Consider the following 26,868-nt stretch of genomic DNA (forward strand, 5'->3'; position numbering starts at 1 on the left):
CTTTGCTCCTAACTGCCCATCCCAAAATCCTATAGAAGATATTTGGTTACAAGCAAAAACCTGGGTTAGACGTTTTTGCGCTTTAATTCCAACATTCTCTCATTTAAAGTGGATGTTTGAGTGGTTTCTCCGAAACACTACCTTTGATTTTCTCTCTCTCCAGATGTACGGAGCTTTTTCAGAAATCAAATACTAGTCCTATAGAATATTCGCTGTTTTGCTCAAGTAAGCGGTGCTATGACTCTCAAGAGAATAGAATTAATGATTGCCAACGCAAGTGAGCCAAGCAAAGCACTCCAAAAGCCGTATTTTAAGCGAAACCCAGGCACTATAGCAGCTGATAAACTAAAGATAATTGAATTTAAAATCAAGAAAAATAAACCTAAAGTCAGAATAATAAATGGCAAGGTGAATAATGTTAAAACCGGGAGCAAGAGTGCATTCAATATCCCAAAAACTGCGGCGGTAATTAAGGCTTTACCAAAATTGTCTATTTCCACTCCTATCGGTAGTCGAGAAATAATCAAAAAGCTGATAGCTGTGACTAACCAAGTAATTATTAACCCAAGCATAATAAAAACTCCTTCTTCTTTATAAATTGAGCCTAACAAACTAAATTTTAGACAAAAATCACTAAAGTTTGAGTGTTAATAAGTAAATATACTGCATATAAAAATAGTTTTTTATCTATAAATGGGTATATAAATTTTTATCTAACTTTTGACTTCAAAAGTTACCTCATCTGGAGGAAACGCTGATAAATTCATTTTGATAATCTGGATACAGATGAGATTTTTGAGGTCATTATGAATATTCTTGCTTGGATAATATTAGGACTTTTAGCTGGTGCGATCGCTAAAGCTATTTACCCAGGTTATCAAGGCGGCGGAATCCTTTCGACAATGATTTTGGGCATTATTGGTGCTTTTATTGGTGGTAGTTTATATTCATTACTGCAATTAGGAACTTTGCAATTAACCGCCACAAGTTTTAGTCTCCCTGGTTTATTTATTGCAGTAATTGGGGCAATTATCGCTATTTACCTATGGGGACTGCTGCAAAGAAGCAGTAATGTCTAAGCTGATGTCAATAGACGATTATTAAATCGAGAATCTGCTTGGTGAGTTGCCAAATAATACTCTTTCAAGCTCTGAAACACGGGTTCTCACTCATTGTAATGATGTGCCTACTGTAGAAAGCTAGTTTTCAGACAGCAACACACTAATCATATTCTTGGCAGTATCCAAAATTATCTAAAAGCTGCCAAGTTAATAAAATTTATTGCCCACTATATTTTTGTTGAAAATAATCGCAGAGGCATTGCATGTTTTTCCATAAGAAAGAGCCGATTCATGTTGTAAACATTGGTGACAGCAATCCCCGTTTTGCTCAGTTACTCCTTGAGCAATTCGGCGGAGCAACCGGAGAACTAACAGCTGCTTTGCAATATTGGGTGCAATCCTTCCATGTGGAAAATGCTGGAATTCGGGATATGTTGCAGGATATTGCCATTGAAGAATTTGGGCATTTAGAGATGGTTGGTAAACTCATTGAGGCTCATACTAAAAACACAGATCAAACAGAGGCTTATAAAAGTACTCTGTTTGCTATTCGCGGTATCGGCCCCCACTTTCTAGATAGCCAAGGTAACGCTTGGACAGCAAGCTACATCAACGAAGGTGGAGATGTGGTGCGCGATTTAAGGGCTAACATTGCAGCTGAAGCTGGCGCTCGTCAAACTTACGAAGAGTTAATTAAGTTAGCAACAGATCAAGGTACTAAAAATACTTTGGTGCATCTTCTAACGCGGGAAGTTTCTCATACTCAAATGTTTATGAAGGCTCTCGATTCACTGGGTAAATTGACAGATCCATTTTTTGGCAATATTCAACCTGATGAAACGGTCGATATTTACTACAATTTGTCAAGTAATGGCAATGGTCATGATGAGCGCGGCCCGTGGAATTCTGAGCCTGCATTCAAATATGTTGCTAACCCTCTAGAAAGCAAAACTACCTAAGTTTTCTTCCTAATTCCTTTGTCCAACCTCAATGATAATGACTTGAGTCAGTGGGAGTTTATTCCCTGGCTCACTTTATTGTGTTCTTTTGTCTACTTTTTGTGAGTCAGCACTATCTCAGGGAGATTGATTTGTGATTGTTAAGCCTACACAAAATGGTTGGGAAGTTATTTATCATCGCGCCCATGCTTTACTTGCAGCGCAAATAGCAGGACAGTGGCGACGGAAAAATGCTCCATTACGGTTATATGAAACATTGGCAGCAATTTCTCATCACGATGATTTAGAAAAAGAGTGGGAAGAAGATAATCTCACGGAAGCTGGCGCACCGATGGATTTTATGTTGAATCCAAACATTGATGTTGATAAATTGGCAAATCTGGTTAAAAACGCTCACTATCGCGGACGCTGGGTAACTCTACTAATTTCTAAGCATCTGTGTCGGATAAATGAGACTAATCGAGGTAAAGCCCCAGAGTTAGACAAGTTTTTAGACGAGCAAGTTCCAAAGCAGCAATATTTGCTTGAAGAGTTGGGGATTGACAAAGACGAAGCTGATGCAGCTTACGCATTCATGCAGTGGTGCGATCGCTTGTCTCTTATTCTCTGTCAGCACGAGCTACCTGCTGATGAGCGGTTTTTAGAAATTAGCAAGGGGCCTGATGGTCAACGTTATGACATTATGCAACGCAGCGATTCCTTCGTTACGGTTCAGCCTTGGCCGTTTGAGGATGAAAAATTTACAGTCAATGTCGAAACTTGTAATTTATCCCAAGTAAAATTTGAAACTCCATCCGAGCTAGTTCAAGCACTCCAAGAAGCTCCTATTAAGGTGTTGGAGTGGACTTTTGTCGCCAGTTAAAACAATCAAGACAAATGAAAAAGCGCTTGGGAGTGTTGCCGTGTTTCCACCCCAAGCGCCCTTTCTTTTCAACTTGCTCCTCACACAAATATAAAATAGCATTTATTTTTTGAATTAGTAAATCAGTTGTGTGACAGTTTATTAACTGTACAAATTATGCTGTCCTTGCCACCTAAATTAAAAAGCACCTAGGAGTGTTGCCGTGTTTCCACTCCAGGCGCTTTTTATTTTCAACTTGCTCCTCACACACAACTAGAAGTTATCACTGCTTTTCTGGAATGGCAAGTATTTTATGTAACACTTTATTAAGTCTTCAAGCCAACTCTTTATCTTAGTAGCAATTAACCCAATCCGGTTCAGGTAAAATAATTTTTCGATAAATAATTTTAGTACAGGCGTTATATTCCAATGTATCTCTAATAAAAAGCGCCTGGGAGTGTTGCCGTGTTTCCACCCCAGACGCTTTTTAATTTCAACTTGCTCCTCACACAAATAAAAGATAACACCGCTGTTCGATAACCGCAAGTATTATAAGTGACACTTTGCGAACTGCACCATCTTGATGAAAACCTGGGTAATACTATACGTCTTGAAGAGAGGTTGCATTGCAACCTCTCTTCATCTCTTTTCCCATTGACTCCTAACTTCTGTAAAATTACGTGGATGTGAACTCGCACTGTTCCAGATGGAATGTACAGCGCCACAGCAATTTCTTGATTAGTTTTTCCATCTGACGCATCCGTAGGTACTCTGTTTTTCACTTAACCTGATTTACTTGCTGGCCAGAAGTTCTGATACCTCTGCGTGTGCTAACACAACGCTAGGTTCACGCTGGAGAGCAGCATAGTATTTTCTAGCAAACTCATTACCTGCTTCTGATGGTGCAATTAGAATCCGGCCACTGGCGATCAAATTTTGTACATCTTTTAATGATATGGGTTGATCAGATGACAAGGTTTCATCGATTTGCACAACTAGTTCAGAAATACAATGTAGCCAAGCAAATTGCTCATCAGCAACAACCAATTGAAAGAGTTCACTACTTGATACTCGTCCGCGAACCTGTTCATAGGAGATACGTTCTGTATCTAGTAACATCCGATGAAGATGTAGCAATTTATTTCGTAAGTCACGCAGATATTGATGTTGATTTATTCTTTGTAGAAGTGTGTTATCAGTCAATGGAATTTATCCTCTCGTTACGATATGTTTAATTGCTTAAATACTTTTTGCTACCGATACAAAGTGCATTTGTAGAGCATATCTGAAAGCTTGGATAAATCAGCTAATAAAATTTAGACTGCAATAAAATAGTGTTTAAAATTAAGTATTTACTTTCTGCACGCCGTTATTAAAGTCACTCTACTATACATATCTCACACAGAACTAATCATATATCAAATATCTGAGCCATAACAAATAGAGCTTACACTACTTTTATTTCGGAAAACCCTCGGTAAATTAAAGAGAAATGATTGTTGTCAACATTATATTTTGAGAGTTCGATTGCTTTGTACATGAATATAGGAATAATCAAGCCTTACAATAGCGGCTTTCTAGAAATTTTACCAGAGGGTGAAAGCAGCGACTATTGGTTGATTGCAGGGATACACATCAATGGCGAAGTCTTCTTTCCTAGTCCTCAACTTTATCGTTCTGAAGGGGTAGCATTAGCAAGAGCAGCAAAACTTTACGATTGGATAGCTGACCACAAGCAGCAAATTAGTGATGGAGATTACTATTGTTCACAGTTGAATTTGTGCCTGTGGCATCAACCGAAATTATCTTAGGTTCTGTTGGCTGAAAGCGCAATTGCCCTTTGTCTCGCCTGGTTTTATGGCAAGATGCGATCGCCTGCTCTCATCGCTGAGATAATTTCATTAAATTCGCCAACTTGTACACAATTCGCGCACCTACATTGCCATCCCACTCTGCATCACCAACTTCACAAACATCAAAGCCTATAATTTTTCTCCCGCTATTCACTAACTCACGCAAGAGACAGAACGTTTGCTCTAATTCTAACCCACCAGCAACAGGAGTACCTGTATTTGGGCAAAGTTTCGGATCTAAGCCATCCACATCAAAGCTCATGTAAACATATTCTGGCAAATGACTGATAATTTCGCGGCATACATCAATCCAAGTGGTTCCAGAATAAAGCTTTTGCTTGATGGCTGGGTCATAATACGCAACAATCCGACCATGAGATTGGTCAATCATTTGGACTTCATCATGACTAATATCACGTAAACCTACCTGGACTAACTTAGAGATTTGCGGTAGCTTCAAAGCATTGAACATAATGGACGCATGGGAAAATTCAAATCCTTCATAGGCATTGCGTAAATCTGCATGTGCGTCAATATGCAAAACGCCATAGTTGTGATATGTAGTCGCTAATGCTTGGAAACAACCCAATGGCGAACTGTGATCTCCACCAATCACTGCGACTTGCTTACCTTGATTCATTGCTTCTTGACACTGGGTAAATAGCCATTGATTCACCTGTTGAGAAGCTTGATTAATTTCTGTCAGAACTGGGGTTAAGTCTGGCGTATCTGCGAGGGATTTACCTTGTGCGAGTCTTTCGATAATTTGGGCAGCTAAGGTACGATAGTAATTATTTTTTTCTAAAATATCTTGGGGAATGTCAACTAAGAAAATTCCTTGTTTCCAGCCATCAGGGTTGTCAAAGTCAAATAAATCCAGTTGAATTGAAGCATCCAAAATTCTTTGTGGGCCTTTTGCTGTACCTGCACCATAGGAAACCGTGACTTCCCAAGGTACTGCAAAAACGATTAAGTTTGCTGACTCATAATCACATGGCAAACCAAAGAGGTTGCCATTAATTTCACCTACACCACTAGGATTGTAGTTTTGGAATTGGTTAATCATTGATCGCCTGCTGGATTTACCTGGGTAGAAATTATGCTGTCTGTATGTATTTTAGCGATCGCACTGGTCATTCACTATTTTCCCATTCATAAAATCTCAAAAGTTTCGTAATTTCAGCTATTAAAACATTAGGTTCTACAGGTTTACTGACATAACTTTGAAAACCAGATAACAACGCCAGATTATGGCTATATTCCGAATTTAAAGCAGTTAAAGCAATGGCAGGTGTCAGTTGTTTTTGCAACCGCAACATTTGTCTGACTTTGCGAATTAAAGAATATCCATCTACTTTTGGCATCGCAATATCAAAAATTAAAATATCAAATCTTGAATTTTTGATTATTTCCAGTGCTGCTAAAGCTGATGTTGCTGTTGTTACTTGCACTCCGTAGCTTTCTAAAATAAAACTAGTCAAAAAAAGACTATCTTCACTATCATCTACTACAAGAATCTGTAAACCATCTAAAGATTGGTAATTTTTTATATCATCTTGCAGATGCGAATCTTCGTAGTTATTTGTCATGATAAGCTGTGTCTCCTTAGTTGGCCTAATCAATTACGGAGAAATTCCCAGTAGTAGTCAGTATGCGGCTGACTACCACTGGGCAACTTATAATCAAGCTACCATGACATTAATCTTAGATATTTAAAGAGATTGATGTTTAAAGACTTTATTTTGACTATTGCTTATTTTCTCAAAAATTTTAATAGGTAAAAAAATTACAGGTAAATACAGATTCATTACTAGTATAAATCTGTATTTACCTGTTGGCGTTTATGCTTGGGTACTGTTTGTCAATTAGTTTCTATTAGGCAGTTTTAGAAAGATTAGAGTTGTTAACAAAGCGTCTGTAGAAAATCATCACTGCAATATTAGTCAACAAACAACTAATTGCTAGAGACAATAAAATATAGGTAGGAGCCATGACTATACCAATAACAAACCAAGTATATACGTGTAGTATCATCACTAAAGCAAAAATAATGGCAATACTAACGGCTGGCTGTATTTGATGTATTGGGCGACGTAAGACCGTCATGATTATAGTTAATAGCGTGGCAATTAAGTTAGCTGGTACAAGAAATACACAAATACCAACACAGTTGCTGCGAGAAAATTCTGCTAAGGTATGAAAATCAAGCATCAATTTTGTTAGATTAGGATTAACATTTTAAATAAACAAATTAAATATATTTTTATGTATCTCAACTAACAGTAGCATTAATTGAAAGTAAATACTCCGCTAATGTAACATAAATTAAACTATCTCAGTGAAACTGGATGAACCTGATGACTTACCACTAATGGATAAGCAGCTACATCATGTTCTCGTGGTAGCAAGTCTTTTTGAGCCAAATGTTGATGAATAATTGATGTGATTTCCCCATCGGGAGTTGCGGTTGTTTCTGCGTTGATAATCAGGTTTGGGGTTAACTCATCAAGGGTTTCAATCAGATGTACTTTATGTATCGTTCAATTGAGTTCACGTTTGCTAATATTACAAGCTTTATTAAGGAATATGACTCCCTATTCGTCAAGAGTATCCTTCAAGAAAGTCGGGGTTTTGAGCTTCTTGATGTCTACCAATCAACCAGGATTGGTATATAACGCGACGTGCGACTTATTATTTCGTTACACAAGACCAGTGTATGAACAGATATGTGGCATCTTACCAGTCGTCTCAATCGCAAGATTTTAGCTCATAGTGTCTGTTTCTGGCTTAATCGCCACAATTATGGGCATCTTCAGTTCGACGAACTTGTTACAGAATATTAAGTCGCATATAAGTAGGTCGGTGTTAAAAATTGTCGTTATGACAAGGCAGGAGGCAGAGGGCAGAAGGCAGAAGGGAAGAGGTTTTCAAGCTACTTTACTTTCCGTTACATAGTTCCGTTTATTTGCACCTTTCTACTTAGCGTAACTTACCAAAATTAAAGATTTTCACAATTTAGGATAATTATGGGCGCAAGCAAGGGATAACTAAAAATAGTTCCATCTAGGTAACTATTTTATTAGTGCTTCTATGACCTATTGCCTCAGAATTGCCGATATACCTACAAATGAGCGTCCGCGTGAGCGTTTGATGACTCATGGCCCAAAAATTTTAGCTACAGCGGAATTAATTGCAATTCTTTTAGGTACTGGTCAAGGGCCTGGAAAACTTTCAGCCGTGGGTTTAGGGCAGTATCTTTTGCAAGAATTAAGCAAACACCAACGTGACCCATTGGCAGTTTTACGAGAAGTAACCCCGGCTGAGTTAATGCAAATTCCTGGTATTGGCCCCGCAAAAGCCACAACCATTTTAGCTGCGGTAGAACTTGGCAAACGTGCGTTTCAATCCCGTCCTTTAGATAAAACACCAATTGATAGCCCGATGGTTGCGGTGGCCGCACTTAGTCAAGATTTAATGTGGCAGACGCAAGAACGTTTTGCCGTACTTTTATTAGATGTTAAGAACCGTTTGTTAGGTACGCAAGTAATTACTATTGGTACTGCTACAGAAACCCTCGCTTCACCACGGGAAATTTTTCGGGAGGTGATTCGTCAAGGTGCAACACGAGCAATAGTCGCCCACAACCATCCTTCTGGGAACGTTGAACCTAGTCAAGAAGATATAGAATTGACGCGTCAATTATTAGCAGGAGCGCAGTTGTTAGGTATTCCGTTGCTAGATCATGTAATTTTAGGTAATGGAAATCACCAAAGTTTACGCGAAATTACAACTTTGTGGAATGATTATCCTCAAGGTGATTAAAGCTTCAGACGGATAGGGTTAAAGGAAATACCAAAAGATAGAAGATATTCTACACACAACAAATCTATTGTGATCACAAAACCTGTATGTGAGGTTAATGATTGTGACACAGAATGAAAATGTGTATCAGCAGCGACCACTAATTATTGCTGGAATTATCTTAGGTCTTGGATTAAGTGGCTTTATTGACGGAATTTTGCTGCACCAAATCCTCCAATGGCATCATATGCTCAGTAACGTTAAACCTTTGACAAACGATTCGAATATAGATTTAAACATGGTCTGGGATGGGTTGTTTCATGCCTTAGACTTTGTATTGACTGTGACAGGAATCATCCTTTTGTGGCGTGCTGGCGGTCGTAAAAATGTTGATTGGTCATCCGAAACTTTTTTTGGGTCTTTGCTGATTGGTGCTGGATTATTTGATGTAGTTGAAGGCATAATTGACCACCAAATTCTAGGTATTCATCATGTAAAACCAGGTACAAATCAGTTGGCGTGGGATTTGGGATTTCTCGTATTTGGGGCGTTGCTTGTTTTAATTGGCTGGATAATGCTACAAAAGAGCAAAAAAAGTTACTAGTTCCCTCTATGTCCACCGATACATTTGAAAAAACTAGCTGGAGTTGGCAGCTGTCTCAGTTTCAGCAACAAGTCGGAGAATGGATTGAATATCAGTTTGAGCGCTTTCAAGGTTCTTTACCGCGCTTGTCTCCAGGATGGAAAATTAGTCCTTGGCTGAGTAATGTGCTGACGTTTTTGTTTTGGCTAATACTTGCGTTATTTTTGGCGGTTGTGCTTTGGCGCTTGTGGCAAGAATTTAGTCCTTATGTATATTCTTGGCTATTTGGGGGAAAAGATGCTTTTGATGCTGCGAGCAAAAATCGCGCTAGTGATTTATCTGTAGCATTGTTGTTGGAGCGATCGCAAGAATTTTACCGTCAGGGTAACTATCGTGAGGCTTGTCGTTGTCTTTACTTGGCAATCTTGCAGCACTTGCATGATACTAAACTCGTCCCTCACAAATTTAGTCGCACAGATGGTGAGTATTTACAATTGCTCCGCTCAAATGTCACCCCAGTACAGCCTTACGAAACCTTAATTACTATCCACGAGCGATTGTGTTTTGGTAATGCTGAGATTTTGCCAGAAAATTATCAGCAATGTCAGCAAGCATACCAGGAGATTGTTAGTCAACAAGTATGAAGTATTAAGTATGAAATTTAAACGTTTAGCCTTTTGACAAAGGACAAAGGACAAATGACAAACGATTATTGACCAAAATTTATGAAACGTTCAAACCGCATTGCTTGGATAGGAGCGATCGCTCTTGGTGTGATAATGTTACTTAGCCTATTCGCCGCTCCTAACACTAAAATTTACACTGGTTCTACTTATAGTCGGGCTGCTGATGGCTATGGTGCTTGGTATGCTTTTATGCAACAGCAGGGTATTACTATTCAGCGTTGGCAAAAGCCTCTTGACGATTTCAAAGCAGAAAAAACCCCAGTTACTCTGCTGCGGGTTAGTAGCTACCCCAGAGAACCTTATTTGTTGTTAGATGAACAGAAATGGTTGAAGAAAGGCAATACATTGATAATTTTAGGTGTCAAAACATCTGTAACAGAAGCTAACTTTCACTCTTTGCAAAAATCAAGTTTTGGTGATATTAAAATTGCTACACGCAGACGTAATGTAAAAGCCGACAAGCAGCGAATTGATTTAGGCGATCGCTTTGGTGCTATTGTTTGGGAAGAAAAAGCTGATAAAGGCAAGGTAATTTTTTCTAGCACGCCCTATTTAGCTGCCAATGCTTACCAAGATAATTTAAGTAATTTCCAGTATCTAGCAAGTTTAGTCAGTCAAAAAGACAACAAATTATTTGTAGATGAATATATTCACGGTTATAAAGATGCTGACGTGAGGCAAAGTGAAGGCCAAGGTGACTTATGGAGTTATTTTGCAAAAACTCCTCTCTTACCGGCACTAGTTCAAGTAGGAATTTTACTATTAGTGTTAATTTGGGCGCAAAATCAACGCTTTGGTAAACCAATAGCCTTAGATACGCCAGTTATAGACAACAGCCAAGCATATATCCAAGCCTTAGCGGGAGTATTGCAAAAAGCGGAATCCAGCGACTTTGTTGTAGAAATGGTGGGTAGAGAAGAACAACTACAACTGCAAAAAGCTTTAGGATTAGGAACAATACCGCTAGAACAGCAACCACTGTTGCAAATTTGGCAAGAGAAAACAGGTAAAAGTGCAGCAGAACTGGACACAGTATTAAAATCATCAACCCGAAAACAGCGCATCAGTGAACGAGAACTGTTAAGCTGGTTGGCAAAATGGGGAGCTATTAGGAAAATTCAAAAGTAAACCAATATAGACTGGATTTAACTTCTCTTTAAACCTCGCTCCTATTGTCATGCCAGTAAGGTAGGTTAATTTTTACAAGTTGATAGATTAACATTGCAGGTCGATAGATTAACATTGCAAGTCGATGAATTAGCATTGCAGGTCGATGAATAGCATTGCAAGTCGATGGATTAACATTGCAAGGTGATGAATTAACATTGCAAGTCGATGAATAGCATTGCAAGGCGATGAATTAGCATTGCAGGTTGATGCAATTGATGTGTACACCGTAGCTTGTAGAGGAGGTGGAAGTAAGAGGTTCGTCAAATTCACATTAATTTGAGGCATTGTCTAGAATTCATTCTGAATTCTGATTTTTAACTTCTAAATTCTATTCTGAAAAATTATGAGCCAAAACCATTCTGTATTTATTGACCTTGAACAAAAGCTTAATCAAATCATCGTAGGACAATCTAGCCTCGTACAGCAATTGTTAGTAGCGTTGTTATCTGGCGGACACGTAATTTTGGAAGGTGTACCAGGAACAGGGAAAACACTCCTAGTCAAAGTTGTAGCGCAATTAATTCAAGGTGAGTTTCGCCGCATTCAACTCACACCAGACGTTTTACCGTCAGATATTACTGGGACAAATATTTTTGACTTGAACAGTCGCAGTTTCACACTGAAAAAAGGGCCAGTCTTCACCGAAGTACTACTAGCAGATGAAATTAACCGCACTCCTCCCAAGACACAAGCGGCGCTGTTAGAAGCAATGGAAGAAATGCAAGTCACTTTGGATGGTGAAAGCTTACCCCTTCCAGATTTATTTTGGGTAATTGCTACACAAAATCCCTTGGAATTTGAAGGTACTTATCCTTTACCAGAAGCGCAGTTAGACAGGTTTTTATTCAAACTATTAGTAGATTACCCCGACCAAGCCGCAGAAAAACAAATGTTGCTCAATCGTCAAGCCGGATTTGCAGCGCGACGTATAGACATTAGTCGCTTAAAACCAGTAGCTACAGTAGCTGACATTTTACAAGCACGACAAGAAGTTAAAAAAGTAGAAGTATCTGAAAAGATTATCGATTATCTCTTAGCGTTGGTGAGAGCTTCGCGTCAATTTCCCGATTTAGCTTTAGGTGCATCACCCCGTGCTACTGGTGCTTGGTTACAGACATCCCAAGCAGCCGCATGGTTAGCTGGACGTGATTTTGTCACACCAGATGATGTGAAAGCTGTAGCTTCGCCACTTTTGCGCCATCGCTTGCTTCTCAAACCAGAAGCAATGCTAGACGGTTTACAAATTGATGCGATTATTGCGTCGGTAATTAATCAAGTTCAAGTCCCTAGATGAATGATGAAAATTGATAAGACAATTAATGGTTTACAATTGGATAAATATCGAGGTAAAAATGACAATTAAAGAACAGATTAAACAAGAAATAGAAAAAATACCTGAACCTTTATTGCAGGAAATTTTAGATTTTATTCAGTTTTTGCAAGCCAAACACCAACCAGAAAATATATCATTAAACAATCAAATTTCTCAACAAATAATAGCAGCAGATACTTTGACCAATTCCACAGCCGAAGATTTATTAGAATTTGTCGGGAGTTGGGAAGGTTCTGATATCCGAGAATGTCTGCAACTAGTTCATGAAAGCCGACTGCAACTTGAATTTTAATCATGTATCTTCTTGATACCAATCACTGTTCCTTCTTGATGGAGGGTGTACCTAGTGTTGCCAATCACTTGCGATCGCTTGGTCAAATACAACTGGTAACTAGTGTCATTGTTGCTGGAGAGTTGCGCTTTATGGCACAAAATTCGCAACAAAAAGCTGCTAACTTAATAAAAATAAATTCGTTTTTGCAGCGAATTAACTTATATGGAATTGATAAAGAAATCACAGAAATTTATGGCGATTTTAAATCAGAATTAATCAAGCATTTTGGCCCAAAAGAAAAAATTAAACGTAGCACCACTCAATTAAATACTATAGGCATTAGTGAAAATGATCTTTGGATAGCGGCGACAGCCTTACGCCATTCATTGATCATTGTTTCATGTGATAGTGACTTTGAGCGAATGGGACAAGTACGAGAAATTGCTTGGGAAAGTTGGGTTTAGATTTCTCACAAAAATAATTATTTTCTAATTCAACAATCAGCAAAAAATTATAAATATTTTAAAAATGGTTCCTTCTCAAAGACTTTATTTTTTATTGATATCGGGAATTGCGATCGCTCCCATCCTATCCCTATTGATCACCATTCCCGTCAGCATCGCCCTGACTTTATTATTTGATGCGATCGTTCTAGGATTAATGATTGTTGATGGTTTGCGAGTCCGTCCTTTGCGGGTGCAAGTTAAGCGCGAATTACCGCAACGCTTATCCATTGGGCGAGATAATCCGGTGATGTTGGCGGTGACATCGGCCAATACCAACGCGATTATTCAAATTCGTGATTACTATCCCGCCGAATTTGGCGTGTCTACACCTACACTCAGCGCTACTGTTCCCGCAAGCACCACTCAAGAATTAACTTACACTGTCCACCCGACACAACGAGGAGAATTTACTTGGGGAAATATTCAAGTGCGACAGTTGGGAACTTGGGGATTAGCTTGGGATGATTGGCAGATTCCACAAAGTTTGCCCGTCAAAGTTTATCCTGATTTAGTGGGGTTGCGATCGCTCTCTATCCGTCTAACGTTACAATCCTCTGGTTCAATTCGCCAATCTCGGCGCATGGGGATTGGTACGGAGTTTGCTGAACTGCGGAACTATCGCACTGGCGATGATTTACGATTTATTGATTGGAAAGCTACTGCGCGTCGAACTGGAGGTAATACACCACCGTTGGTTAGGGTGTTGGAACCAGAACAAGAGCAAACTTTAATCATTTTATTAGATCGCGGTCGGTTGATGACGGCGCAAGTCCAGGGCTTACAGCGATTTGATTGGGGATTGAATGCTACCTTATCTTTAGCATTAGCGGGGTTACATCGGGGCGATCGCGTTGGAGTGGGTGTATTTGATCGTCAGATGCACACATGGATTTCTCCAGAACGCGGCCAATCTCATCTCGGTAAGTTAATTGATTGTTTAACTCCAATTCAACCAGTGTTACTGGAATCTGATTATTTAGGGGCTGTCACTAATGTAGTGCAACGGCAAACTCGTCGCGCACTTGTGGTAGTCATCACTGATTTAGTAGATGTCACCGCTTCTACAGAACTGCTGGCTGCACTGTCGCGGTTAGCACCCCGCTATTTACCGTTCTGCGTCACTCTCCGAGATCCCCAAAGCGATCGCCTAGCACATACATTCACTCAAGATGTGACAGCAGCTTATAGTCGTGCTGTGGCTTTAGATTTATTAGCACAGCGCCAGGTTGCTTTTGCTCAACTAAAGCAAAAAGGTGTCTTGGTACTAGATGCGCCAGCAAATCAGATTACCGATCAGTTAGTTGAAAGATATCTGCAACTCAAAGCCAGAAATCAGCTATGATACATACGATTTCACAAAAAATTTGATACAAATTTATGTGCATCGTGATTAACGTGAAATGGTATAGCCAAAATTAAAGGAAAGCACTGTAAGAATGCTTTCCTTTAAACTTGCTCTGATCAGCAAGTCGCCCAGATTAACTTGATTTTAGTAAGCTAAAGTTTCTAAAGTTTCTCTTAAATATTTTTTTACTTGCTGTTCCAGGCGCAGCCCTTGTAATTGGGTATCACGTTCTAGTTGCCAGCGTTGGAAACCGGAACTGGTAGCGATCGCACATTTAAGGTTATACCAAATTTCGGTATCAGCGGGAAATTGACGATTAGCAGCAGTAGTTGGAGTCATAGTCCCTTATTCCTTAACTTTAACAGTTATGGCAGTTTTTGTTTTGAGCAAATACAAAGCTGTCCATATAAAACAGTGTGTAATCTGCAAAATATTTATCAGGTTCCAATTTTTAGGGCTGCTGCGAGTTTCTATTGATCCCGATTAAGGATTGAAACAACCTGGGTAAAATTTGATTAACTTGCACCCCTAAAATAGTGAAATCATGCTTAATTCTTTCTAAAGATAACGGTTCTAAGGCAGCAAATTCTGTGTCATTAGTCACTAAAATTCGCGCCACACTCACGGGAATTTGTAAAAATAAATTACTTGCTAAAAAAGCTAAAGCAGCCAATATTAAACCCAAACCGCGCCACTGTGGCAAAAAGCTGGCTAAATGTTGTACCTGGGGAACAGCCTTGTAAAGCTGCCACAACACCAGAGTTAATATTATCGCTGTTACCAAGGACAGTAAACGGTTTAACTTAGTATTAATTAAACAAAGTATCTTACGCTGTTGCTCGGTGAGATTTTCGGGTTTGAGAGCTACTCCCAAAAGAGAATATATATAAAATGGACGGCGTAGCTGCATCCACAACAGTGGAGCAACGCCAATAATAGCTACTAAAAATAGCTCACCCCACACTGGTAAAAGTGGCTCACCCACAGATAAGAACAACAAGCACATTAGCAAAAAAATTGGCAGTGTCGCCAATCCAGCAATGTGAATCCACAATATAGGTTCAGAGCGAAACGAGGACATAAAAAAGTTTTGATTTTAAGTTCTGAGTGCTGAGTTTAAATTTTAAGTTTTAGGTGTGGAACTAACTTATTCTCAGTTCAACACACTTAACTTTTACCTTTTAACTCAGCACTTAGCATTGACCACTATCTTGTCAATGTCAGAGTACGACGCTTAGTAACCATCTGGTAGGCTTCAATGATGTCACCTTCTACCCAGTCGTGGAATTTGTCTACGTTAATACCGCACTCATAACCGGCATTGACTTCACGAGCGTCATCTTTGATCCGTTTGAGGGAGTCAAGGACACCTTCGTAAACCACCTTACCGCCGCGACGCACTCGCAGTTTGCAGTTGCGAAGCAGCTTACCAGATTGCACATAACAACCGGCAACGGCTCCTTTGCCCACTGGGAATACAGCACGGACTTCGCACTGACCGAGGGGTTCTTCCACCAACTCTGGTTCTAACAGACCTTCTAAGGCTCCTTGGATATCTTCGAGGAGTTTATAAATGATGTTATACTCCCGAACATCCACACCGGCCTCATCAGCAGCTTGTCTAGCGCCACTAGCATAGGTGGTGTTAAAGCCAATAATGACTGCGCCACTGGCGGCGGCTAAGTCAATATCTGTTTGGGTGATTTCCCCAGCCGATGCTAACAGCATCCGGATTTGCACCTCATTTTGCGGAATTTGCTTCAGCGAACCGACGATCGCTTCTACAGAACCTTGCACGTCGCCTTTTAAGATCAGGTTGAGTTCTTTCAACTCGCCTTCTTGTGCTTGAGCCGATATGGTTGTGAGGGTGATGCGTCCCTGTAACAGTCGTGATAGACGTTGTTTGTCGGCGCGATCGCTGGCAATGGCACGAGCTTCTTTTTCGTTCAAGAAGACCTCGAAGTCATCTCCGGCTGCGGGTACATCACTTAAACCTAATACCTCAACGGCAAAGGAAGGTGAAGCCACATCGACTCTGCGTCCGCGGTCATCAACCATTGCCCGGACTTTACCAAAAGCCGAGCCTGCAACGAGCATATCTCCCACATGGAGTGTGCCGTTTTGAATTAGCAAGGTAGCGACTGCTCCCTTGGCTTTATCCAGATGCGCTTCAATTACTGTGCCTTTAGCAACGCGATCAGGGTTAGCAGAAAGTTCTCCAACTTCTGCCACTAAGAGAATCATTTCCAGTAGCGTATCGAGGTTTTCTCCTTTGATCGCGCTCACGGGAACCATGATTGTCTCACCACCCCATTCTTCTGGCGTTAGACCATATTGGGTGAGTTCTTGTTTCACTCTGTCTGGCTGTGCGCCTTCTTTGTCTATTTTGTTAATAGCCACCACAATTGGCACTTCTGCGGCTTGGGCGTGGCTGATAGCTTCTACCGTTTGTGGACGCACTCCATCATCAGCCGCCACTACTAAAACAGCGATGTCTGTCACCCTAGCACCACGCGCTCGCATGGCTGTAAAGGCTTCATGACCAGGAGTATCTAAGAATACTATCTGCTGAGGTTTACCTTCATGTTCTATGTCCACATGGTAGGCACCAATGTGTTGGGTAATACCACCAGCTTCTCCAGCCGCAACTTTGGTTTTGCGAATTGAGTCGAGTAGGGTTGTTTTACCGTGGTCTACGTGACCCATAATTGTCACTACTGGCGGACGACGGATCAGATGTTCTAAATCTGCCACGTCGATCATTTCTGTGACTTTACGGGCTTCTGCTTCTGGTTCGGCAGTTTCAACTTCTACTTCTAGCTCTTTACCTACTAAGGTAATGGTCGGAATATCCAGATTTTGGGTAATGCTCACCGCCATTCCTTTGAGGAACAGGACTTTCACGATCTCTGTATCCGCAACTGCCAGTTCATTGGCTAGTTCTTGCACTGTCAGGGAGCCTGTCACCACAATTTTTTCTGGGCGATCGCGTTTTGGCTCTGCTTCTTGCCGACGATTTTGGTTTTGGTCGCCGCGATGAGAACGAGGTTTCTTTGCGCCTCTAGAAGTTGGAGCTGCGATCGCAGCGGCAATTGCTGGCTGTGCTGGTCGAGCCGCTTTCGGTTTGGGCGGACGAGCTATGGAAAGACTTGCCTGGACAGTAGCAGGTATTTCTAGACCTTCTTCATCTAGTAAATCTTCATCTTCAAAGTCATCATCCAGAATCGGTTTGACCCGCTTACCTTTGAGGACTCCCTTGCCAGCTTTTTCTTTAACTTCGTCAATGATTTCCTCTTCTTGCCACTTTTTCCCACCTTTGGCTAGACGAGGCGGCGTTGGCCGCTTCAAATCTAAGAGGTCTGGCACTACAGCATCATCTTCCGATCCGGCTTTCGCTGTTGCTCCTGCTGCTGGTCTACTAGGCGGAGTCGCAATTGGCATTGCTGCCACTTGTTCTGATGGCCTGACTGGTCTGTGGGGACGTGGCCCGTCTCCTGATCCTGGTGCAGTGGGTCTATTGGTTCTTTGCTCTGGTTTAACAGGGCCTGGAGTGGGACGACTCTGCTTCTGCACAGGAGTTTGCGATGTTTCTGTGCCAGATGGTTTACCGGCCTTTGTCGGTTTAACTGGGTCGCGATCGCGTTTCAGGATCGGTTTTTCTGCCGGACTTGACTGATTACTAACTGCATCATCTGTTTCCGCTTCCGCTTCTGGTCTTGCAGGAGGTGCAGATAGTTGCGGTTTTTGGGGTTTTTCCGGTCTAGACTTGGCAACAGCAGTTTTTTCTGGTTTTTCTGCTGCTATATTCTCTGTTGCTTGAGTATTCGGTTTTTGGGTCGTGTCTGTGACAGCAGGTGCTTGTGAAATCTCAGACTGATTCCGGGGTACAGGTCGAGTTGGTGCCGTCGGCTTCATGGATGAGACTGGTGTAGCGAAAGGCCGTGGAGGTGCTGGAGAATTGACTTCAGAGGAAGCAAATTGAGTGTTGGTAGCAACTGATGCCTCTGGGGCATTGGTGTTAGGATTTCTCAATATTTTGGGTTTGCGAATTTCCAAAATTTGTTGTTTGTGTGGTGGTGCAGGTCGGCTATGGGAGCCAGTTTGGTGTGAATTTGGTTTGTGGGTGGTTGTTCCTAGTTCTCTTTTAGGTGTTCCATTCGTTACTGCCAATTTTTCAGCAGCCGTCCGGATATGTTCTGCCTCTGATTCTGAAATTGTGCTGCTATGGCTTTTGACCGCAATATTGAGCTGGTCGCAAATTGCTAATAGCTCTTTGTTATCCAAATTCAATTCCTTTGATAATTCATAGATTCTAACTTTGCCGTTGTTCATCCACTCTTCCCCTTTAATTTACAGTTTTTTGGCGGATGGTTGCCTGGGAGTGCGACATCTCCATCCTTAGATCACTGTTTTTCGGTTGCCCTTGGTAATTTTGCCGGTGCCTCCAATCAGGAAAGAGAGATGTTTCGGGTTAATGTTGGCATCTGTGCCAAAAATGGTAATTGACTAGCCCCCATAAATTTTTTTTATCGGAACTTTTGATGCCTAACTGCGCCTGAGCGCTACCAGGTTGCCATTTTGTAGTTTTTTGTTTTGCTGATTCTGAGTCTTCCACAACACAATCTAGTAAAACTTTTGGGGGTATTGCTTGGTTCCTTTTTAAATTAAAGAGCCGCTTGCTAATTACACCCATTTACTATTCTGGCACTAACCCCAACAATTACAGAGAGTATGTCTTCAGCACGAGGTTTTTCGGCTTTCGGCACAACCCTCTGGGGATTACCGCCACCAAGTTTTTCAACCTGAGATTTGATTTTGGTGATGACTTGGAGCTAGACGTTGCCACAATGTTTGATACAGTGTTTCTGGCACTGTTGCTTGTAGCGATCGCCCTAATTTATTCTTTTTGTTTGCCGCTTGCAAGCAACTTGCTTGCGGACAAATATAGGCAGAACGCCCCATGCCCTGATCTAATTGTACCTTTCCAGATGGAAAGACGCGGACAATCCGCCAAAAGTCTTGCTTCAAGCCAACTTTGCGGCAACTAATACAACGCCGATAATTTGGTTTCATTAGTTTTCTATAGGCGGCCTGCGGTCAAAAACTTTTAGGCGATGGTCAGTCTAGCATAGCGAATTTTTTACTTATACCTCATCTTTTCTCAAGTAGTTATTAAAACTCATACCGAGGTAAATATTAGCAGAACTGTCCAAAGCTAATTTACTCTTCTTCATTAGGGTCAAAAGATTCATCTTCTAATTCTTGTTGATTTTGCTCCTCCATATCCATGTCATCTTCCTCTAGTTCCATTGCTTCTTGCTCTAGTTGAGCTTGAGCGCGGGCTGCGGCAAATCTTGTATCTTCACCTGCGTAGTCGTACTTGGCTTTATCTTTAATATCAATTTTCCAACCAGTTAGGCGGGCTGCTAGGCGCACGTTTTGTCCTTCTTTCCCAATTGCCAAACTCAGTTGGTCTTCGGCTACTAATACGTGAGTTTGTCTGGTTTCTGGATCCATCAGCCGGACTTCATCTACTCTAGCTGGACTCAAAGCGTTGGCAATATATGTTGCTGGATCTGGTGACCAACGAATCACGTCGATTTTTTCGCCGCGCAGTTCATTAACTACGACTTGAATGCGTGATCCCCTAGCGCCAATACAAGCACCCACTGGGTCAACATCGCGATCTAATGTATCTACAGCGATTTTAGTCCGGGGGCCGACGTAACGGGATGGAGGATTGGCTTCTCGCGCTACAGCAACGATGCGTACTACTTCGTCTTCGATTTCGGGGACTTCATTGGCAAACAAATATACTACTAACCCAGCATCTGCACGAGATACCAAAAGTTGTGGACCTCTCTGCTGACCTTGGGACACTTTTTTTAGGTATACCTTAAAGGTGGCATTAGCCCGATAGTTATCGTTTGGTAGTTGTTCTCGCTTTGGTAATTCGGCTTCTACTTCTGGCTGACCAAAAGTACTGCTGACTGCCAAAATCACTGACTGTCTTTCAAATCGCAGGACTCTGGCTTGCAGTACAGTTCCTTCTAAATCTTGGAACTCTTCCTGCACCATTTGGCGTTGTTGATCCCGTAATTTTTGCGCCAGGACTTGCTTGGTTTGCATGGCTGCCATCCGACCAAATTCTCCTTGGTCAGGGGTGACATCTAATACTACAGAGTCACCTAACTGAGCTTCTGGGGCGACTTGTTGTACTTCATCTAAAGAAATTTGATGGTCGGTGTTACTAACTTCTTCAACGATAGATTTTGTTGAGAGGACGCGAAAGCCTTCTTCATCGATATCGAGTTCGACTTCAAAATTATCAAAGTAATCTTCATCAAATTGCTTGCGTTCTAAATTTTGAGCGCGACGATAACGTTCATAACCTTTGAGCAGTGCTTCTCTAATTGCCGATTGCACTGCTAGACGAGGTAAATTGCGATCGCGACTAATACTTTCGATTAATTCTTTTAAACCTGGTAGACTAACCATTGACATAAGCAATCTCCTTTAAAAATTAGGGATTAAGGGCTAAGGGCTAGAATTGAGAAGCTAGGGTTAAGAAAACAGAAATTCAAAACTACGCATTAACGAATAGGGATTAGAGATTAGTTTGACTCTAGTCCCCTGCCCCTAGCACCTAGTCTCTGCTAACTTCTAATCCCTCGTTTACTGACGTTCGTCTAGTTGCACCCTAGTAATTAGAGAACGAGGAATCTCTACTACACGACCTTTTTGGTTTAAATAAATTTTGGTTTCATCCCGGCGAATCAACTGACCATTCCACTCTGCTTGTCCGTCGTGGGGTGGCGAAGTGGAAACAATTACAGGAAATCCTTTGAAGGAAATAAATTCCCTGTCGGTTTCCAGTTGGCGCGAAATACCAGGACTAGACACCTCCAAAACATAGGTATCTGGAATGATCTCCGTTGCATCTAAGCAGGCTTCTAAAGCGCGGCTCATCCTTTCACAATCATCCAAACCAGTATCCTGCTGGAGATTGCGGATGTCTACCCGCAAGACTGGTGGACGTTGGTTGGTGTGAAACACTGCGCCAACGACTTCTAATCCCAGTTCTTCTGCTACTGGTGTCGCCAAATCAATAATTTGTGGGACTAACGGATGAGTCATGCGAAAATTCAATAAAAAAAGTGGGCTTCGACCCACTTCCTGCGATAGGGATATCTTCCAAGAAGTCTTGTAACGAACTGATGATAGTTCGCCCTAAATTGAGTGTAGCGCATTTCTCTAATAGTCAATAGTCATTAGTTCTCTTGTTCCTTTCAAGGACAGGGGGAGGAAGTCGGTGCATAAAAAAAATTACTGCCACCAATGCTGAACGCCATTGGTTAGCGATCGCTTGAGCCTGTGAAAGCCTGTATCTTCTCCCATGGCTCTTAAAAATATGCTGTAAAAGATAATATCTCCACAATGGCAGTAGCTACGCACTATGTAATTAGGTATAGATAGAGTCTACTAAGAGTAAAAATTTGCAATTCTACCAACAAAAAAATTAAAAATTTATGATATTCTCTGGACTTGCTTCTATTTTTAGAATGTTAATATGTAGAAACTAAGCAGTTAAAAGCTATAACTGTGAAAAAGCGAGGAGAACCATGTCTGATACGCAAACTTTGTTACAAAATTTTGGTCAGGTTTATGACAATCCTGTATTGTTAGACCACAGTGTTACTGCTCCAGTTACAGAAGGATTAAACGTCGTATTAGCTAGTTTTCAGGCACTCTACTTGCAGTACCAGAAACACCATTTTGTAGTAGAAGGTGCAGAATTTTACTCACTACATAAGTTTTTTAATGAAAGTTACGACGAAGTACAAGACCACGTTCATGAAATTGGTGAAAGATTAAATGGATTAGGTGGCGTACCCGCAGCTTCTTTCAGCAAACTGGCAGAATTAACTTGTTTCGAGCAGGAATCTGATGGCGTATATTCTTCCCGGAAGATGGTAGAAAATGACCTAGTAGCAGAACAAGCAATCATCAACGTAATTCGCCGTCAAGCCGCTCAGGCAGAGAGCTTGGGCGACCGTGGCACACGCTATCTGTACGAAAAAATTCTGTTAAAAACAGAAGAACGGGCTTATCACTTAGGTCATTTCTTGGCAAAAGATAGTTTAACTTTAGGTTTTGTACAACCTGCCCAAAACTAGAATTCGCCTTGTCTAGTTTAGTCTAGTAGAGACTGAAGAAAAATATCCTAGCACCCGATATTAACAAAAGATAAAAAATGCAGAGAAGTAATCAGCTTCTCTGCATTTTTTATTTAAATACACAAAAAATCAGCATATGGAATAATCGTTAGAGAGACATATTAAAAATTATTCGCAATTAAGTGGCTGCGAAATATTTTTATTTAAAAAATATTTTTGAGATTGGTCAATATTAATACAAGCATGAAAATCATATCTAAATAATTGGAATTATGATTAGCTTAAATAAAAATTACTCTCACATAATCGAGAATTTACTTTTTGAGAATTAATTAAAACTGCGCGCACAAAAAAGTAGAGACGCTGAATCAGTAAACAAGCGTCAGGAGCATAAGATAGTAAAAGATGAAGATATGTAATTGTTTTTTCTCGCCCACTTCTTGATTTCCGGACAGCCCAGGCTTGAAAAAGTGCTGTAAAGCCCTGCGGGCATGGCTGCGCTTAGAGCGTAGCAGGGCGCAGGCTTGTGCTGCGTGGATATTCTGCCTCTTCCTTTTCGATCCAACCCGGAAAAATTGATAATAGACAATATGACTGAGGGCAAAGACCCTTAAAATAATCAGGATTTGTATTCTCTTACTCCAACCCCAAGACTATGCCCCGCCGTCAAGACCTCCGAAAAATACTGCTGTTAGGATCTGGCCCGATTGTGATTGGGCAAGCCTGTGAATTTGACTACTCTGGAACCCAAGCCTGTAAAGCGTTGAGAGAAGAAGGCTATGAAGTGGTGTTAGTCAACTCTAACCCAGCAACAATTATGACTGACCCAGAAACGGCCGATCGCACCTACATTGAGCCGTTGACACCAGAATTCGTGGAAAAAGTCATTGCTAAGGAACGCCCGGATGCTTTACTCCCGACAATGGGAGGACAAACTGCTCTCAATATCGCCGTTACCCTAGCCAAAAACGGTGTCTTAGATCAATATAATGTGGAATTAATTGGTGCAAAGTTAGCAGCGATCGAAAAAGCTGAAGACCGGAAACTATTCAACGAAGCGATGGCTAAGTTAGGTGTACAGGTTTGTCCTAGCGGTACAGCCTCATCTTTGGAAGAAGCCAAAGCGATCGCTCGGAAAATAGGTACTTATCCTCTAATCATCCGTCCTGCCTTTACGATGGGTGGTACTGGTGGTGGTATTTCTTACAACCAAGAAGAATTTGAAGAAATGGCTCAGGTGGGGATTGATGCTAGTCCGGTTTCGCAAATTCTCATCGACCAATCCCTCTTAGGTTGGAAAGAATATGAATTAGAAGTAATGCGCGACTTGGCAGATAATGTTGTGATTATCTGCTCCATCGAAAACATTGACCCGATGGGTATCCATACTGGCGACTCGATTACCGTTGCGCCCGCCCAAACCCTCACCGACAAGGAATATCAACGGCTGCGGGATATGTCAATTAAAATCATCCGCGAAATTGGGGTGGAAACTGGCGGCTCTAATATTCAGTTTGCCGTTAATCCTGTGACTGGGGATGTAGTAGTGATTGAAATGAACCCCCGTGTTTCTCGCAGTTCCGCCTTGGCTTCTAAAGCCACAGGTTTCCCCATTGCGAAGATTGCGGCAAAGTTAGCTGTGGGTTACACCTTAGATGAAATTAACAACGACATCACCAAAAAAACCCCTGCATCCTTTGAGCCAACTATAGATTATGTAGTTACCAAAATTCCTCGCTTCGCTTTTGAAAAATTCCCTGGTTCTGAACCAGTGCTGACAACTCAAATGAAATCAGTCGGGGAAGCAATGGCGATTGGGCGGACATTTAACGAATCCTTCCAAAAAGCATTGCGTTCTCTGGAAACGGGACGCGCTGGTTGGGGTTGTGACAAAGCCGAAAAATTACCCAGTGGTGAACAAATCCGCGCCTTGCTGCGGACACCAAATCCCGATCGCATTTTTGCTGTGCGTCATGCTATGCAAGTAGGGTTAACTCCTGAAGAAATCTACGAACTTACAGGGATTGACCCTTGGTTTTTAGATAAAATGCAGCAATTGTTGGAGACAGAAAAATTCCTCAAGCGCACGCCTTTAAGACAGTTGACAACAGAACAACTTTATAGTGTGAAGCGGCAAGGATATAGCGATCGCCAAGTTGCTTTTGCAACCAAAACCACAGAAGATGAAGTTCGGGCATATCGCCAACAGTTGGGAGTTGTGCCGGTTTACAAAACTGTTGACACCTGCGCGGCTGAGTTTGAGGCATTCACCCCTTACTACTATTCCACCTACGAAGAAGAAACGGAAGTTTTACCTACAGATAAACCCAAAGTGATGATTTTGGGTGGCGGCCCCAATCGTATTGGCCAAGGAATTGAGTTTGACTATTGTTGCTGTCACGCTGCTTATGCGTTAAAAGGAGCAGGTTATGAAACCATCATGGTCAACTCCAACCCAGAGACAGTTTCCACTGACTACGATACTAGCGATCGCCTCTACTTTGAGCCATTAACTAAAGAAGATGTCCTCAACATCATCGAAGCCGAGAATCCAGTGGGTATTATCGTCCAATTCGGTGGACAAACACCCCTGAAATTATCCCTTCCCCTCCAACAAGCACTCAGCACTCACACTTCGGCTTCGCTCAGTGAACATCCCTCAGCACGGGCTGAACGCCCCGCTACCGCTAACAGCACTAAAATTTGGGGTACATCACCAGATTCCATTGACATCGCCGAAGACAGAGAACGGTTTGAGAAGATTCTCAAGCAATTGAATATTGCTCAACCACCTAATGGGATTGCGCGGAGTTACGAAGATGCACTAATTGTTGCTAGACGCATTGGTTATCCGGTAGTGGTGCGTCCTAGTTATGTATTGGGCGGACGAGCAATGGAAATTGTCTACTCTGATACAGAATTAGAGCGCTACATGACATTTGCGGTGCAGGTAGAGCCGGAACACCCAATTTTGATTGATAAATTTTTAGAAAACGCGATCGAAGTTGATGTAGATGCGATCGCCGATCATACAGGAAGGGTGGTGATTGGTGGGATCATGGAACACATCGAACAAGCCGGAATTCACTCTGGAGACTCCGCTTGCTCTTTACCTTCGATTTCTCTCCCACCAGCCGTTCTCAATCAAATCCGCACTTGGACTGTGCAACTCGCTCAAGCACTTTCTGTGATCGGGTTGATGAATATTCAGTTTGCGGTTGTGGGTGTAGGTACATATTCTCCTCAGGTTTACATTCTCGAAGCTAACCCTCGTGCTTCCCGGACTGTACCCTTTGTTTCTAAAGCTACAGGTGTACAACTGGCGAAGCTGGCATCCTTAATTATGTCGGGTAAAACTCTTGAGGAGTTGGGCTTTACCGAGGAAGTTATCCCCTCACATATTGCCGTGAAAGAGGCAGTTTTACCGTTTAATAAATTCCCTGGTACAGATACAATACTAGGGCCAGAGATGCGATCAACAGGTGAGGTAATGGGCATTGATAGCGACTTTGGTCGCGCCTTTGCCAAAGCTGAATTAGCTGCTGGTGAGCGTTTGCCTTTGAATGGTACTGTATTTGTGTCCATGAGCGATCGCGACAAAACTGCGGCGGTTCCTGTAGTTAAGGAATTTATCGACTTAGGCTTTACAGTCATGGCGACTTTTGGCACACGCCAAGTACTTCAGGAACATGGCTTAAATGTTGAGTTGGTGTTGAAACTCCATGAAGGTCGTCCCCACGTCCTCGATGCGATTAAAAATCAGAAGATTCAACTGATCATCAATACGCCTTCCGGCGAAGAAGCTCAAACTGATGCTCGGCTCATCCGTCGTACAGCCTTAGCTTACAAAATCCCCATCATTACTACCATTGCTGGGGCGAAAGCTACAGTCGCTGCTATCCGTTCTCTACAAAATACTACTTTGGACGTAAAAGCCCTTCAAGATTATTCCATGAGGCGTTAGTTGTCTCTTCGCCCGGCGTGGCACTGAATTTAACTGGAGTATGAGGGGTTTGGAGGCAGTTTAAAGATTTATCTTGTCTCCTACCCTTTTTCTATGAATCTGCATTAAGCAGTATTTACAAGGAAAATTAAGTAATTATTATAGAAGAAACATTATAGTTTTCATTGAGATATTTTAACAAATATGAGTAAATTATTTCTGTTCTCTAAGAATATTTATTAATTGACTGGAGCGATCGCGCTAAACAAGATGAGGTGATTATATTTATGCCCAAAGCTTCATATGTTAAGAGTTTCAGCATAATCCCTTAGGAAA

Annotated in this window: 25 protein-coding genes and 3 pseudogenes; 16 read left to right on the forward strand and 12 right to left on the reverse strand. The window is 41.6% G+C overall.

Going from position 1 to position 26,868, the window contains the following annotated elements; all coding sequences use genetic code 11:
• Positions 1 to 196 (forward strand): annotated as a pseudogene (locus IQ259_RS00005) (IS630 family transposase); the annotation flags it as partial.
• Positions 197 to 221: 25 nt separating this feature from the next.
• On the opposite strand, the gene IQ259_RS00010 reads toward IQ259_RS00005, so the two are convergent.
• Complete coding sequence (locus IQ259_RS00010; protein ID WP_193878966.1) at positions 222 to 572, reverse strand: phage holin family protein; 351 nt, start codon at positions 570 to 572, stop codon at positions 222 to 224.
• A gap of 234 nt (positions 573 to 806) precedes the next feature.
• Between IQ259_RS00010 and IQ259_RS00015 the strand changes: the two genes are divergently transcribed.
• From IQ259_RS00015 to IQ259_RS00025, 3 genes are all read left to right on the forward strand, one after another.
• Entirely contained in the window at positions 807 to 1,079 is a 273-nt protein-coding gene (locus IQ259_RS00015; protein WP_193878968.1) for a GlsB/YeaQ/YmgE family stress response membrane protein, read from the forward strand.
• Between the two features lie 245 nt (positions 1,080 to 1,324).
• Positions 1,325 to 2,020, forward strand: coding sequence for a manganese catalase family protein (locus tag IQ259_RS00020; RefSeq protein WP_193878971.1), 696 nt, complete (start codon positions 1,325 to 1,327; stop codon positions 2,018 to 2,020).
• Between the two features lie 133 nt (positions 2,021 to 2,153).
• Positions 2,154 to 2,882, forward strand: a complete 729-nt coding sequence (locus IQ259_RS00025) for a DUF3891 family protein (RefSeq protein WP_193878974.1) — start codon at positions 2,154 to 2,156, stop codon at positions 2,880 to 2,882.
• A gap of 626 nt (positions 2,883 to 3,508) precedes the next feature.
• Here the strand turns inward: IQ259_RS00025 and IQ259_RS26965 are convergent.
• Together IQ259_RS26965 and IQ259_RS00035 are read right to left on the reverse strand one after the other, a co-directional pair.
• A pseudogene (locus tag IQ259_RS26965) lies at positions 3,509 to 3,610 on the reverse strand (LuxR C-terminal-related transcriptional regulator); the annotation flags it as partial.
• 43 nt (positions 3,611 to 3,653) lie between these two features.
• On the reverse strand, positions 3,654 to 4,064 hold the full coding sequence (locus tag IQ259_RS00035; protein WP_228014259.1) for a hypothetical protein: 411 nt from the start codon (positions 4,062 to 4,064) through the stop codon (positions 3,654 to 3,656).
• A gap of 335 nt (positions 4,065 to 4,399) precedes the next feature.
• Between IQ259_RS00035 and IQ259_RS00040 the strand changes: the two genes are divergently transcribed.
• Entirely contained in the window at positions 4,400 to 4,672 is a 273-nt protein-coding gene (locus IQ259_RS00040; protein WP_193878980.1) for a hypothetical protein, read from the forward strand.
• A 70-nt stretch (positions 4,673 to 4,742) separates the two neighbouring features.
• Here IQ259_RS00040 and speB read toward each other — a convergent pair whose 3' ends face one another.
• The 3 genes from speB to IQ259_RS00055 all read right to left on the reverse strand — a co-directional run bounded on the left by speB (position 4,743) and on the right by IQ259_RS00055 (position 6,925).
• Positions 4,743 to 5,780: an agmatinase SpeB gene (gene speB, locus IQ259_RS00045; RefSeq protein WP_193878983.1), complete on the reverse strand. Its 1,038-nt coding sequence runs from the start codon at positions 5,778 to 5,780 to the stop codon at positions 4,743 to 4,745.
• A gap of 67 nt (positions 5,781 to 5,847) precedes the next feature.
• Positions 5,848 to 6,303, reverse strand: a complete 456-nt coding sequence (locus IQ259_RS00050; RefSeq protein WP_193878986.1) for a response regulator — start codon at positions 6,301 to 6,303, stop codon at positions 5,848 to 5,850.
• Between the two features lie 286 nt (positions 6,304 to 6,589).
• On the reverse strand, positions 6,590 to 6,925 hold the full coding sequence (locus IQ259_RS00055) for a hypothetical protein (RefSeq protein ID WP_193878990.1): 336 nt from the start codon (positions 6,923 to 6,925) through the stop codon (positions 6,590 to 6,592).
• A gap of 512 nt (positions 6,926 to 7,437) precedes the next feature.
• On the opposite strand from IQ259_RS00055, the pseudogene IQ259_RS00060 reads away from it, so the two are divergent.
• The 9 genes and pseudogenes from IQ259_RS00060 to IQ259_RS00100 form a co-directional block, all read left to right on the forward strand.
• A pseudogene (locus IQ259_RS00060) lies at positions 7,438 to 7,557 on the forward strand (IS982 family transposase); the annotation flags it as partial.
• 247 nt (positions 7,558 to 7,804) lie between these two features.
• A complete protein-coding gene (gene radC / locus IQ259_RS00065; RefSeq protein ID WP_193878993.1) occupies positions 7,805 to 8,536 on the forward strand; it encodes a DNA repair protein RadC in 732 nt (243 codons plus the stop codon).
• A 97-nt stretch (positions 8,537 to 8,633) separates the two neighbouring features.
• On the forward strand, positions 8,634 to 9,119 hold the full coding sequence (locus IQ259_RS00070) for a DUF2243 domain-containing protein (RefSeq protein WP_193878997.1): 486 nt from the start codon (positions 8,634 to 8,636) through the stop codon (positions 9,117 to 9,119).
• 8 nt (positions 9,120 to 9,127) lie between these two features.
• Complete coding sequence (locus IQ259_RS00075; RefSeq protein WP_193879000.1) at positions 9,128 to 9,742, forward strand: DUF4129 domain-containing protein; 615 nt, start codon at positions 9,128 to 9,130, stop codon at positions 9,740 to 9,742.
• A gap of 81 nt (positions 9,743 to 9,823) precedes the next feature.
• Entirely contained in the window at positions 9,824 to 10,912 is a 1,089-nt protein-coding gene (locus IQ259_RS00080) for a DUF4350 domain-containing protein (RefSeq protein ID WP_193879003.1), read from the forward strand.
• Between the two features lie 385 nt (positions 10,913 to 11,297).
• Positions 11,298 to 12,248: a MoxR family ATPase gene (locus IQ259_RS00085; protein WP_193879006.1), complete on the forward strand. Its 951-nt coding sequence runs from the start codon at positions 11,298 to 11,300 to the stop codon at positions 12,246 to 12,248.
• A gap of 58 nt (positions 12,249 to 12,306) precedes the next feature.
• Positions 12,307 to 12,579: a DUF2281 domain-containing protein gene (locus IQ259_RS00090; RefSeq protein WP_193879009.1), complete on the forward strand. Its 273-nt coding sequence runs from the start codon at positions 12,307 to 12,309 to the stop codon at positions 12,577 to 12,579.
• A 2-nt stretch (positions 12,580 to 12,581) separates the two neighbouring features.
• Positions 12,582 to 13,025 carry a type II toxin-antitoxin system VapC family toxin gene (locus IQ259_RS00095; RefSeq protein ID WP_193879014.1) on the forward strand — a complete coding sequence of 148 codons (444 nt, stop codon included), beginning with the start codon at positions 12,582 to 12,584 and terminating at the stop codon, positions 13,023 to 13,025.
• A 64-nt stretch (positions 13,026 to 13,089) separates the two neighbouring features.
• Positions 13,090 to 14,409 carry a DUF58 domain-containing protein gene (locus IQ259_RS00100; protein WP_193879017.1) on the forward strand — a complete coding sequence of 440 codons (1,320 nt, stop codon included), beginning with the start codon at positions 13,090 to 13,092 and terminating at the stop codon, positions 14,407 to 14,409.
• Between the two features lie 147 nt (positions 14,410 to 14,556).
• Here IQ259_RS00100 and IQ259_RS00105 read toward each other — a convergent pair whose 3' ends face one another.
• The 6 genes from IQ259_RS00105 to rimP all read right to left on the reverse strand — a co-directional run bounded on the left by IQ259_RS00105 (position 14,557) and on the right by rimP (position 21,549).
• Positions 14,557 to 14,751: a hypothetical protein gene (locus tag IQ259_RS00105; protein ID WP_193879020.1), complete on the reverse strand. Its 195-nt coding sequence runs from the start codon at positions 14,749 to 14,751 to the stop codon at positions 14,557 to 14,559.
• 112 nt (positions 14,752 to 14,863) lie between these two features.
• Positions 14,864 to 15,493 (reverse strand): low-complexity tail membrane protein, encoded by a 630-nt coding sequence (locus IQ259_RS00110; RefSeq protein WP_193879023.1) that lies wholly within the window; start codon positions 15,491 to 15,493, stop codon positions 14,864 to 14,866.
• A gap of 125 nt (positions 15,494 to 15,618) precedes the next feature.
• On the reverse strand, positions 15,619 to 18,744 hold the full coding sequence (gene infB / locus IQ259_RS00115) for a translation initiation factor IF-2 (protein WP_193879026.1): 3,126 nt from the start codon (positions 18,742 to 18,744) through the stop codon (positions 15,619 to 15,621).
• Between the two features lie 465 nt (positions 18,745 to 19,209).
• Positions 19,210 to 19,485, reverse strand: coding sequence for a YlxR family protein (locus IQ259_RS00120; RefSeq protein WP_193879029.1), 276 nt, complete (start codon positions 19,483 to 19,485; stop codon positions 19,210 to 19,212).
• A 147-nt stretch (positions 19,486 to 19,632) separates the two neighbouring features.
• Positions 19,633 to 20,916, reverse strand: coding sequence for a transcription termination factor NusA (nusA, locus tag IQ259_RS00125; protein ID WP_193879032.1), 1,284 nt, complete (start codon positions 20,914 to 20,916; stop codon positions 19,633 to 19,635).
• A 171-nt stretch (positions 20,917 to 21,087) separates the two neighbouring features.
• A complete protein-coding gene (gene rimP, locus IQ259_RS00130) occupies positions 21,088 to 21,549 on the reverse strand; it encodes a ribosome maturation factor RimP (protein WP_193879035.1) in 462 nt (153 codons plus the stop codon).
• Positions 21,550 to 22,034: 485 nt separating this feature from the next.
• Between rimP and IQ259_RS00135 the strand changes: the two genes are divergently transcribed.
• Together IQ259_RS00135 and carB are read left to right on the forward strand one after the other, a co-directional pair.
• Positions 22,035 to 22,589, forward strand: coding sequence for a Dps family protein (locus IQ259_RS00135; protein ID WP_193879038.1), 555 nt, complete (start codon positions 22,035 to 22,037; stop codon positions 22,587 to 22,589).
• A 655-nt stretch (positions 22,590 to 23,244) separates the two neighbouring features.
• Positions 23,245 to 26,553 carry a carbamoyl-phosphate synthase large subunit gene (gene carB, locus IQ259_RS00140; RefSeq protein ID WP_193879052.1) on the forward strand — a complete coding sequence of 1,103 codons (3,309 nt, stop codon included), beginning with the start codon at positions 23,245 to 23,247 and terminating at the stop codon, positions 26,551 to 26,553.
• The last annotated feature ends 315 nt before the right edge of the window (positions 26,554 to 26,868 follow it).

It is taken from the genome of Fortiea sp. LEGE XX443, from assembly GCF_015206815.1.
Lineage (GTDB): Bacteria > Cyanobacteriota > Cyanobacteriia > Cyanobacteriales > Nostocaceae > Nostoc_B.